Origin of the sequence: Sphingomonas sp. LH128 (genome assembly GCF_000293195.2) — a bacterium.
In the GTDB taxonomy this organism is placed as follows: Bacteria; Pseudomonadota; Alphaproteobacteria; order Sphingomonadales; family Sphingomonadaceae; genus Novosphingobium; species Novosphingobium resinovorum_A.
In genome coordinates, this window is record NZ_ALVC01000176.1 from 21,887 (window position 1) to 32,893 (window position 11,007).

Genomic DNA, 11,007 nt, shown 5'->3' on the forward strand with positions numbered 1-11,007 from the left:
ACAGGACGATGCGTGGACCACTCCTCTGCGGCATCGTACTGGGCGCCGGGCTGCTGTTAAGCTGCGCCCCCCGCGTGCGGCCCGGCGCCGCCTCCTCCCCCGCTCCGGCGGGGGAGGAATTGCGCATATCGCGCGGTCCGTGCTTCGGGTTCTGCCCGGTGTACAAGGTGGCCGTGACGCCCGCCGGACGCGTGGACTTCACCGGCGAGCGGCATACCGCCGTGCTGGGCCAGCGCGCCCATTCGGTCGGCCGCGCGACGTACGAGGACGTGCGCCGCGCCCTCGCGCCGATGCGTCCGCAGACCGGCGAGGAGCGTGCCCACGCCTGTACCGAGGCCGCCACCGACATGTCGAGCGTGACCATCGAGTGGATCGGCGCGGACAGCCGCCGCACCGCGCTCACGTACAACATGGGCTGCCGTTCGCCGGAAGGCTCTGCGATGGCACGCACGGTTGAACAGCAACTCGGCCGCCTCGGCGTCGAGGAATGGGCCGCGCAGAAGACCTGGCCGGGCGACAGCCGGGGCTGAGGTCTTCTCACTCGTCATTGCGAGCGCAGCGAAGCAATCCAGGGCAGCACTACGCCGCTCTGGATTGCTTCGCTGCGCTCGCAATGACGAAGCGAGGGGACGCCCCGTCAGTCCATGAAGCCCCGCTCGTTCGAGGCGTCGAACTTGCGCACACCGGAAACGTCGATGCGTTCGGCCCAGCCGCCGAGCACGGCCGTCACCGCCGGTTGCGCAAGGTGCGTGGCCAGTGCAGCCTCGTCACGCCAGCGTTCGAAGACCAGCACCGTCCCGGCTGCCGGATCATAGATGGCGAAGTGGTAGTTGAGGCACCCGTCCTCCTTCAGCGTCGGCTCGACCAGCCCGCGCAAGGTCGCGGCAAGGTCTTCGACGAGCTCGGGAGCGGTCTTCAGGTGTCCGGCAAGAATGATCATTTGAGGCTTCCTCTCGTTACCAGGCGGGGGCATCGCCGCCGGGGACGGCGGGGCCGGTCAGCCAGTCGCCGGTGATGCCGATGCGGATTTCGGAGCCCTTCGGCACTTCCGTCCCGGCATCGGGAGTGACGAACATGATCCGGTTCGGTGCCCAGACCGAGCCGATGATCTCCTCCTCGTCCTCCGACAGCGTGACACCGGCGGCCGCGCACATCTCGCGCGCGCGCTCACGCGTCTGGCCGCGCACTTCGGGGACGTAGGCCTTGGCCGGGTCCTCGTGCACCCTGAGCACGCGCGCCTTCTCGCGCTCGGCTTCCTCGGCGGCCAGCGTCTCGTCGAATTCGGGTCCGTGGTAGTCGATCTCCCAGTCGAACGAGATCATGTTCTCGAGGATGTCCGGCAGGAACGGCGTCATCCGCAAGTGCGACCAGTGCGACATGTAGCGCTCCATGGCCTCGTAAGTGTCGATGTCGCAGCAGTTGGCGAAGTCGAAATCGCCCGAGTGGAAGCGCGTGTGGACGACTTTGCCATGGCTGTAGTCACGCACCTCGCGGTTGAGATGCGACAATTTCTTCACCTCCTCGATGAAGAGGTCGATCTTGGCCGGATCGGCATCCTTCTTGAACTTGAGCATCACGACGTGACGGATCATCGGTCTCTCCCCTATCGCGCCCGCGCCGCGATTGGTTCGCGGGGACTCGGCGCTGCGGGAGAGAGACTAGCGCGGCGGGTTTCAGGCCATGCCTGTCAGATAAAACAGGTGCCAAAAAGCGCTCCTTACCTCCGGGCAACCGTTGCGCATCCGTCCGATTGCGTATCAAATCATTGCTACACCTCCTCCTCCAGTTGACGCGGGAGCCGGGCGGGTGTGTGCAAAATCCGCAGAGGCATATCGGCACCGTGCGGCCGGGCGGTATGCTGCAGGAGAGGATCAAGAGGTGGCCCGTCCCTTCGCGCCGCGTTTCGCGGTCTATGTCGCACTGGTGTTCATGCTGCTCGGCGTGCTGCAACTGGCTGCCAGCCTCGTGTTCTACCAGTCGATCGACCGGCAGACGCTGAACGAGGACCACGCCCGCCGCATTGGCGAACTGCTCGTCGTCAGCGACCGCATCCACTCCGCCGATCCGCGCCTGACCGCGCCGACCATGAGCACGCGCCACCTCGCCGCCGCCGTCGGCAATGCGCCCAGCGTGGCGACCGCCACGACCGACGAATCCCTTATCCGCATCGAGCGGCGCATCATCGAGTGGGAGCCTTCGCTCGGTGGGCGCTCGCTGCGGCTGGCCATGCAGGGACCGCCGGGAGGCAAGTGCGATCTCGTCGGCGCGATCCGGCTGACGGACGGGCACTGGCTCAACTTCCGCTCGCGCGATATCAACGCGATGTGGCCGGTAGCACTGCGGGCGACGGTGCTGACGCTTGCGACGACGGTGGCCTTTCTCGCCATCGGCCTCGCCGCGCTGCACGTGCTGACCCGCCCGCTGCGCCGCATGAGCGATGCCGCCGACGCCATCGGTCGGGGCCGGCAAGTGGTCATCGCCGAGGGTGGCACCCCGGACTTGCGCCAGCTCGCACACTCCATGAACCTCATGCAGGAGCGCATCGCGCGGCTGCTGCAGGATCAGGCCAGGTCGTTCGAGGCGATCAGCCACGACTTGCGCACGCCGCTCTCGCGCCAGAAGGTCGCGGCGGAACTCATCGACGATGCCGAACTGGGCGGGGTGATCCTTGCAAGCGTGGACGAGATGGAGGCCCTGCTCGCCTCGCTGCAGCGCTTCCTGCGCGCGCAGCATCTCGACGCCGAGCCCGAGACGCTGGACCTCACCGAAGTGGTTGCGCACGTGCTGCATCCTTACGGGACGCGCGCCCGCTTCGACGCCTCCGTCCCCACCCTCGCCCGGACCTTCCGCGAGCCGGTGGAACTGGCGCTGGCGGCGCTGGTGGAGAACGCCATCCAGTTCGGCGGCGAGGCTCAGGTCGCGGTGATCCGCCACGAAGGGCACTGGCGCATCGAGATCGCCGATTCCGGGCCGGGCATCCCTTCCGCCTATTTCGAGGCGATCCTCGACCCGTTCTTCCGCCTCGACGCGGCGCGGGCGCGGGACACCAAGGGCTTCGGCCTCGGCATCCCGACCGCGCACCGGCTGATGGCGCGCTTCGACGGCCAGCTCTCCTTCGCCGCCGCGCCCGAAGGCGGCCTGATCGCGCGCCTGGACGTGCCCCAGCCGCCGATGGGTTGACGAAGATCGTCGTCCCGGACTTGATCCGGGACCGCTGGCGGTCTTTAGATGCGACCTTGCTGGTCTGCGCTCATCGAAAGGTGGACTGTTCAAGGCCAGCGGTCCCGGATCAAGTCCGGGACGACGAGAGAATATGGAGAGCGACCTGTGAACTGGTGGACCATCGACGAAACCCATGACCCTGCGCGCAAAAGCTGGGTCGAAAGCGCCGACGGCCACCGCGATTTCCCGGTCCAGAACCTGGCCTTCGGTGTGTTCTCGATGGCTGAAACGCCGGGAACTCGGATCGGCGTGGCAATCGGCGACCGGATCCTCGACCTCGGCGCGCTGGCGGCGGCACGACTCATCCCGCTGAACCTCACAGAAATCTGCAGCGACGCCAGCATGGCCCGCCTGCTGGCCATTCCCGCGCAAGACCGCCGCGCCCTGCGCCATGCCCTCTCCGACCTGCTCTGCGACGAAGCCAGGCGGCCGGTCATCGAGCCCATGCTGCACCCGGTCGAAGCCTGCATGCTGCACCTGCCCACGCGCATCGGCGACTACACCGACTTCTATGTCGGTATCCATCACGCCAACAACATCGGCCGCCAGTTCCGCCCGGACAACCCGCTGCTGCCCAACTACAAGCACGTGCCGATCGGCTATCACGGCCGCGCGTCCTCGATCCGTCCCTCGGGCGTACCGGTCGTGCGACCCACCGGCCAGCGCAAGCCGCCCGAGGCCGATGCGCCGATCTTCGCGCCGACTGCAAGGCTCGACTACGAACTGGAGATGGGCGTCTGGATCGGCAGCGGCAACGACCTCGGCGAGCCCGTGCCGATCACCGATGCTGCGCAGCATATCGCCGGTTTTTGCCTGCTCAACGACTGGTCCGCGCGCGATGTGCAGGGGTGGGAATACCAGCCGCTCGGCCCGTTCCTGTCGAAGAACTTCCACTCGACGATTTCGCCATGGGTCGTCACGCCCGAAGCCCTCGCGCCCTTCCGCGCGGCCCAGCCGCCCCGACCGGAAGGCGACCCGCAGCCCCTGCCCTATCTGTCTGACGCGGATGATCAGGCCCACGGCGCGCTGGGCGTCATGCTGCAGGTCCACCTGACCACGCAGGCCATGCGCAAGGCCGGGCTTCCGCCCCATCGCCTCAGCCACGGCCCGGCGACCAACATGTACTGGACGGTGAACCAGATGGTCGCGCACCATGCATCCAACGGCTGCAACCTGACGCCCGGCGACCTGCTCGGCACCGGCACGATTTCCGCTCCCGAGCGAGAGGGTTTCGGCAGCCTCATGGAATTGTCGCAGGGCGGCAAGTCGCCCCTCACCTTGGCCAGTGGCGAGACCCGCACGTTCCTGGAGGACGGCGACGAAATCTCCATCACCGCCACCGCCGCCGCTGACGGCTTCGTTTCCATCGGTTTCGGAGAATGCCGCGCCCGCATCCTTCCGGCACGCTGAAACCAACACTTGCGCCCACCCCTGCCTCCCGGTATCCGCCGGGAACAAGATCGCGCCGGTGCCCCGCAAGGGGCTTAAAAGGGAAGGCGGTGGGAACGGTTCGCCGTTCGAATCCGCAGCTGTCCCTGCAACTGTAAGCGGCGAGCGCGATGCACATCGCCTGTCCCCAGCGGGACGGGCAGCCACTGAGGCCGGACGCTGCGACATGCGAGGCTTCGGGAAGGCCGTGCATCAAGCTGTGACCCGCGAGCCAGGAGACCTGCCGGCGTCTGGTCGCTCTTGCCTTGGTCCAGGGGATGGCCGCGGCACGGTTCACCGTCTGAGCGACGACACGCATGCGGCCCGGGGCCGCGGCGGAGCAGGTCGCCGGGCGTCTTCGCGCCTGTCCGTCGCCCCTGCCCCGCGCCGGCGCGAAAGCGCCGGTACGCCCCGCCGCGAGAAGTCGCCGGCGCGGGAGTGAGACCCTTGAGCAAAGTACCCACCACCGTCATCACCGGCTTCCTCGGCGCGGGCAAGACCACGCTGATCCGCCACCTTTTGCAGAACGCCAAGGGCCGCCGCCTCGCCCTCGTCATCAACGAGTTCGGCGACGTCGGCGTCGACAGCGAACTGGTCAAGGGCTGCAATGACGAGGCCTGCCCCGAGGACGATATCCTTGAACTCGCCAACGGCTGTATCTGCTGCACCGTGGCCGACGACTTCCTGCCGACGATGCAGAAGCTGCTCGACCGCGAGACCCCGCCCGACCACATCATCATCGAGACGTCGGGCCTCGCGCTGCCCAAGCCACTGGTCAAGGCCTTCCAGTGGCCGGACATCCGCACCCGCGCGACAGTGGACGGCGTGATCGCCCTGATCGACGCCGATGCCGTCGCCGCCGGTCGCTTCGCTACGGACGAAGAGGCACTTGCCGCCGCCCGCGCCGCCGATCCCAACCTCGACCACGACAGCCCGCTCGAGGAACTGTTCGAGGAACAGTTGGGCTGCGCCGACATGGTGGTGCTCAACAAGACCGACCTCGTCGATGCGGCCGTGCTGGCCGAAGTCGAGAAGACCGTCGCCGCCGAGACGCGCCCCGGCGTCAAGATCGTGCGCGCGGACCACGGCGCGGTCGACATCGCCGCGCTGCTCGGCATCGTCGCGGCGGCCGAGGACGACCTCGACAGCCGCAAGTCGCATATCGACGGCCTCGACGACGATCACGACCATGACGACTTCGACACCTTCATCCTGAACGGCGGCGAAGTGGCCGATATCGACGCGCTGCTGGTAGGCCTGAAGGAACAGATCGCCGCGCACGACGTGCTGCGCGTGAAGGGCATGGTCGCGCTGGCGGGCAAGCCCAGCCGCCTCGTCCTGCAGGGCGTCGGCCCGCGCATCCAGCACTTCTTCGACCGCGCCTGGAAGGCCGAAGAGCCCCGCCGCACGCAGTTGGTGGTGATCGGCCAGAAGGGGCTGGACCGCGCGGCCATCGAAGCCGCGCTGGCGGGTGTGCTAGGTTCGGTCCCGGCGTAAGCACAACCATGTACCCCAACCTTCGTCATTGCGAGCGTAGCGCGGCAATCCAGAGCCGCGCAAACCGCCCTGGATTGCTTCGCTGCGCTCGCAATGGCGAAGGGGGTGTGAGGTCGGGAGACGATCATGGCCCTGACTGACCCCGAAACCCGCGACACCGAAACCGCCCGCCTGCGCGCCCGCATCGCGCAGCTGGAGAAGATCAACGCCGCGCTGATGGACCGCGTGGAGCGCTCCACCGACATGCAGGGCGGGGCGTTCTCGATGTTCGAGACGGCGATCTCGCTCGACGCCATGGTGCGCGACCGCACCGGCGCGCTGGAGGTGGCGCTGGAGCGGCTCAACACGGTCAATGCGCAGCTCGCCGCCGCTCATGGCGATGCCACCGCCGCCCGCGTGATGCTGCGCGATGCCATTGAATCGCTGTCGGACGGCTTCGCGCTGTTCGATGCGGAAGACCGTATGGTCCTGTGCAACCGCGCTTACCTGAAGATCTTTCCCAATTTCGAAGGCGTGCAGGGCGATGCGCCCGAATTCGCCGAACTCGCCAGCCGCCTCGCGCAGACCGGCGCCACCATGGGCTCGCGCATGGCACCCGAGCGCTGGCTCAAGGACCGCATGGCGCAGCATCAGCGGGCGCAGGGCGCGCACGTGCAGGCGCTGGCCGACGGCCGCTGGATCCAGATCAACGAGCTGCGCACGACCGAAGGCGGCACCGTCGGCATCTATACCGACATCACCACCGTCAAGGCCGAGGATGCCCGCCAGCGTGCCCGCGAACTGGCCGAACGCAACCTGGCGCTGCAGGCGACGCTGGATACGCTCTCCGAAGGCGTCTGCCTTTTCGACGCCCAGCGCCAGCTTCAGGCGTGGAACGAGGGCATGCTCACGGTGCTGGCGCTGGCCGAGGACGGTCCCGCCATCGACACGCATGAGGCGCTGTCGGGTTGGTGCACCGGCGAATGCGGGCTGGACCGGGTGGAAGCGCTCGACTGGCGCGAGGGCGGCGGCGCGCGGGTCGTCGCCAACTGCACGATGCGCGGGCGCTATTTCACCGTCCGTTCGGTATCGCTCAAGAACGGCGGCATGGTCTTCACGTTCGATGATGTGACCGATCATATCCAGTTCGAACGCTCGCTGACCGAGACTGCCGAAACGCTGGAGCGCCGCGTCACCGAGCGCACCGCCGAACTGGTCGAGGTGAACCGCCAGCTCGTCGAGGCGAAGAACGAGGCGGAGACGGCGAACCGCTCCAAGACCAGTTTCATCGCGGCGGCCAGCCACGACCTGCTGCAGCCGCTGAATGCGGCGCGGCTGTTCGTTTCGGCGATGGACGGTCAGGCCATGGCCGAACGGCCGCGTTCGCTGGTGCATCAGGCATCCACCGCGCTCGATTCGGTCGAGGATTTGCTCGAAGCGCTGTTCGAGATTTCGCGCCTCGATGCGGGGGCGATCCAGCCCGAGTTCGCGGACCTGTCGCTCGGGGCGATCCTCTCGGCGCTGCGCGTGGAGTTCGCGCCGCTGGCGAGCGCGGGCGGGCTGGCGTTCACGGTGCCCCATACCGCGCTGTGGGTGCGCTCCGATGCGCGCCTGCTGCGCCGGGTGCTGCAGAACTTCGTGTCCAACGCGATCCGCTATACCGAGCAGGGCAGCGTGACGGTGGAGGTGGTGGAGCAGGGCGCGGACGTCGTCGTCACCGTGCGCGATACCGGGCCGGGCATCGCCGAGGTCGATCGCGACGAGATTTTCGAGGAGTTCCGCCGCGTCGGCAAGACGCAGAAGATACCCGGCAAGGGCCTCGGCCTCGCCATCGTGCGCCGCGTCACGACGATGCTGGGCCACGGGATCGAACTCGACACTGCGCCGGGGGCGGGCGCGGCCTTCTCGATCCGCCTGCCGCGCGTGGACCCGGTTGCCTCGCTGGAGGAGCCGGGCGCGATGCCCGCCGCTCCGCGCGCCGGGGCAGGCGGGCTGGTTCTGGTGATCGACAACGATCCGGGCATCCTTGCGGGCATGGAAGCACTGCTGGAGAACTGGGGGCTGGACGTGGTGACCGCCAACGATCCATCCGACGCGGCCGCACTGGCTGCGCTGGAGCAGGGACCGGCGATGCTGATCGTGGACTACCACCTCGATGACCGGCTGACCGGTGACCGCGCGGTGGCGATGCTGCGCGAGAAGGCGGGGCGGGCGGTCCCGGCGATGGTCATCACCGCCGATCGCGGGCCGGAAACCAAGGCGCAACTGGCTGAACTGGCGCTGCCCTTGCTGAACAAGCCGGTGAAGCCGGCGCAGCTGCGGGCGCTGCTGCGGCAGATGGACGTGCTGTGACTGTGGGGCCTTCGACAAGCTCAGGCTGAGCGGATTAAAGAGTAGTTTTACCCCCGAACCCCGCTCAGCCTGAGCTTGTCGAAGGCCCTGCTTGATCAGGCTAGCTTAGCCAGCTTCTCGCGCCAGTTATCGGGCAAGGCTACCGGGCGGCGGCTTTCGCGTCCGACATAGACGTGCGTGAAATGCCCTTCGGCGGCCGGTTCCTCCGAGCCCTCGACGAACAGGCCGAGGTGATAAGACACGCTGCTGGTGCCCAGCTTCGCGACCGTCATGCCGACTTCCAGCTTTTGCGGGAAATGCACCGAGGCGGCATAGCGGCAGCCGGTCTCCACCACGACGCCGATCGGGTCGCCGGTCTCGATATCGAGCAGGCCCGCCTCGATCAGCCATGTGTTTACGGCCGTGTCGAAGTACGAATAATAGACCACGTTGTTCACGTGGCCGTAGACGTCGTTGTCATGCCACCGCGTCGTCAGGGGGACGAAAGCACGGTAGGCGGCGCGCGGGCGCAAGGGGTCTCGGCTCATAGGCGGCAGTGTTAGGAACGCCGGCGGCGGAGCGCCAGCGCTTCCTTACCCGCGAAAGCCGATCTTGCCCGCCATGATCACCGCCTGCGTGCGGCTGAACACGTTCATCTTCTGCAGGATCGCCGAGACATGCGCCTTCACCGTCGTCATCGAGACGTCGAGTTCATAGGCGATCTGCTTGTTGAGCCTTCCGGCCACCAGATGCCCCAGCACCACGCGCTGCTGCGGGGTGAGGGTGTCGATGCGGGCGCGGATGAGGTCTTCCTCGGCCGCCGCGCTTTCGTCTCCGGGCAGGTCGGGCATGTAGATCTCGCCCGAGAGCACCTGCTGCAGCGCATCGACGATCGCGGCGCGTTTGAGCGACTTGGGCACGAAACCCGCCGCGCCCGCCGCCAGCGCGTCGCGCACCACGTTGCGGTCGGTCACGCCGGAGACCATAACCACCGGAGTGGCGGGGAACTTGTCCCGCACCGCCTGCAGGCCGGAGAGGTGCGAGACGTCGGGGATGTTGAGGTCCAGCAGCACGAGATCGACGTCGCCCGCTTCGTCCAGCACCCGCAGCGCCGCTTCGAGGCTGTCCGCTTCGAGGATCGTGCAGTCGGGGAAGGCATCGTCGAAGATCGAGCGTAGCCCGTCGCGGACCAGCGAGTGGTCGTCGACGATCAGAACGCGGTCGGGTGCCCCATATTCGCCCATGTTGTTTTCCGTGACGGCGAGTGTTTCCATGTCTTTATCCCGGGGAGGGATGGCGCGCCAGCGGTAACCGGCGCGCCATTTCAGGGTTGCGTTACTTGGGGATCTTGAACACCCAGAGCATGCCGCCCTGGCTGATTTCCTTAAAGGTCTTGGCCACTTCGCCGCCCCACAGCGGCACCGCGCCGCCCCAGCCGGACATGACGCCGACGTACTGCTCGCCGTCCTGCTCCCAGGTGATGGGCGAGCCGACTACGCCTGAGCCGGTCTGGAACTTCCACAGCTCTTGGCCCGTCTTGGCGTCGAACGCCTTGAGATAGCCTTCAGGCGTGCCGGTGAAGACGAGGTTGCCGTGGGTGGTCAGCACGCCGCCCCACAGCGGGGCCTTGTTCTTGTACTCCCACACGATCTTGCCGGTCTTGGGGTCCATGGCGCGCAGCACGCCGATGTGGTCCTCGGCGATCGGCTTGATGGTGAAGCCCGCGCCGAGGTACGCCGCGCCCTTCTTGTAGGCGATCGGTTCGTTCCAGATGTCCATGCCCCAGTCGTTCGAGGGGACGTAGAACAGTTCGGTGTCCTTCGAGTACGCCATCGGCATCCAGTTCTTGCCGCCTAGGAACGACGGGCTGGAGAACACCGGCTTGCCCTTTTCGGTGCCGCTGGGCGCGCCCGGACGGCCCGCGTCGATCACGTTGGGGCGGCCGGTCTTGGGGTTGATGCCGTCGGCCCAGGTGGTCTGCATTACGAAGCGGTTGGCGGAGATGAACTTGCCGGTCGTCCGGTCGAGCACGTAGAAGTAGCCGTTGCGGTCCGCCTTCGCGCCCAGCTTCATCGCCTTGCCCTTTATGGTGGCGTCGAAGGGGATGAACTCGTTCACGCCGTCGAAGTCCCAGCCGTCGTGCGGGGTGGTCTGGTAGTGCCACTTGATGACGCCGGTGTCGGCATCGATGGCGAGCGTGGAGGAGGTGTAGAGGTTGTCGCCGGGGCGCAGGTGGCTGTTCCATGGCGCCGGGTTGCCGGTGCCGAAGTAGACGAGGTTGGTGCCCGGATCGTACGTGCCGCCCAGCCACGTCGCGCCGCCGCCGGTCTTCCACAAGTCGCCCTGCCAGGTGGCATTGAGCTTGCCGGTCATGCCGTTGGGCTGGCCGTTGAGGGTGCCGACGTGGCCCTCGATCACCGGGCGTTCCCAGATCAGCTCGCCGGTATCGACGTTGCGCGCCTGAACCGCGCCGACGACGCCGAATTCACCGCCCGAGTTGCCGGTGATGACCTTGTCGCCGACGATCAGCGGCGCGGCGGGGGGCGGGGG

The 11,007-nt window shown here is 67.4% G+C and carries 10 protein-coding genes and 1 riboswitch; of the genes, 5 read left to right on the forward strand and 5 right to left on the reverse strand.

The features are described 5' to 3' along the window. The first annotated feature begins 8 nt into the window (after positions 1 to 8). The gene (locus tag LH128_RS14960) at positions 9 to 530 is read left to right on the forward strand and encodes a DUF6438 domain-containing protein (protein ID WP_069707916.1); all 522 of its coding nucleotides are present in this window, start codon (positions 9 to 11) and stop codon (positions 528 to 530) included. A gap of 107 nt (positions 531 to 637) precedes the next feature. Here the strand turns inward: LH128_RS14960 and LH128_RS14965 are convergent, their stop codons facing one another. Then, the gene (locus LH128_RS14965) at positions 638 to 940 is read right to left on the reverse strand and encodes a putative quinol monooxygenase (RefSeq protein ID WP_008830490.1); all 303 of its coding nucleotides are present in this window, start codon (positions 938 to 940) and stop codon (positions 638 to 640) included. A 16-nt stretch (positions 941 to 956) separates the two neighbouring features. Then, complete coding sequence (locus LH128_RS14970) at positions 957 to 1,592, reverse strand: Dabb family protein (RefSeq protein WP_008830491.1); 636 nt, start codon at positions 1,590 to 1,592, stop codon at positions 957 to 959. 286 nt (positions 1,593 to 1,878) lie between these two features. On the opposite strand from LH128_RS14970, the gene LH128_RS14975 reads away from it, so the two are divergent. From LH128_RS14975 to LH128_RS14990, 4 genes are all read left to right on the forward strand, one after another. Next, complete coding sequence (locus tag LH128_RS14975; RefSeq protein ID WP_008830492.1) at positions 1,879 to 3,180, forward strand: sensor histidine kinase; 1,302 nt, start codon at positions 1,879 to 1,881, stop codon at positions 3,178 to 3,180. Between the two features lie 147 nt (positions 3,181 to 3,327). Then, entirely contained in the window at positions 3,328 to 4,632 is a 1,305-nt protein-coding gene (gene fahA, locus LH128_RS14980) for a fumarylacetoacetase (RefSeq protein WP_008830493.1), read from the forward strand. 39 nt (positions 4,633 to 4,671) lie between these two features. Then, positions 4,672 to 4,913, forward strand: a riboswitch (cobalamin riboswitch). 184 nt (positions 4,914 to 5,097) lie between these two features. Further along, on the forward strand, positions 5,098 to 6,147 hold the full coding sequence (gene cobW, locus LH128_RS14985; RefSeq protein WP_008830494.1) for a cobalamin biosynthesis protein CobW: 1,050 nt from the start codon (positions 5,098 to 5,100) through the stop codon (positions 6,145 to 6,147). Positions 6,148 to 6,273: 126 nt separating this feature from the next. Next, on the forward strand, positions 6,274 to 8,478 hold the full coding sequence (locus tag LH128_RS14990; RefSeq protein WP_008830495.1) for a PAS-domain containing protein: 2,205 nt from the start codon (positions 6,274 to 6,276) through the stop codon (positions 8,476 to 8,478). 95 nt (positions 8,479 to 8,573) lie between these two features. Here the strand turns inward: LH128_RS14990 and LH128_RS14995 are convergent, their stop codons facing one another. From LH128_RS14995 to LH128_RS15005, 3 genes are all read right to left on the reverse strand, one after another. Next, positions 8,574 to 9,005, reverse strand: a complete 432-nt coding sequence (locus LH128_RS14995; RefSeq protein ID WP_036525937.1) for an acyl-CoA thioesterase — start codon at positions 9,003 to 9,005, stop codon at positions 8,574 to 8,576. A 45-nt stretch (positions 9,006 to 9,050) separates the two neighbouring features. Continuing rightward, positions 9,051 to 9,731, reverse strand: a complete 681-nt coding sequence (locus LH128_RS15000) for a response regulator transcription factor (protein WP_008830497.1) — start codon at positions 9,729 to 9,731, stop codon at positions 9,051 to 9,053. Between the two features lie 61 nt (positions 9,732 to 9,792). Next, a partial coding sequence (locus LH128_RS15005) for a PQQ-dependent dehydrogenase, methanol/ethanol family (protein WP_008830498.1) occupies positions 9,793 to 11,007 on the reverse strand: 1,215 nt, incomplete at its 5' end.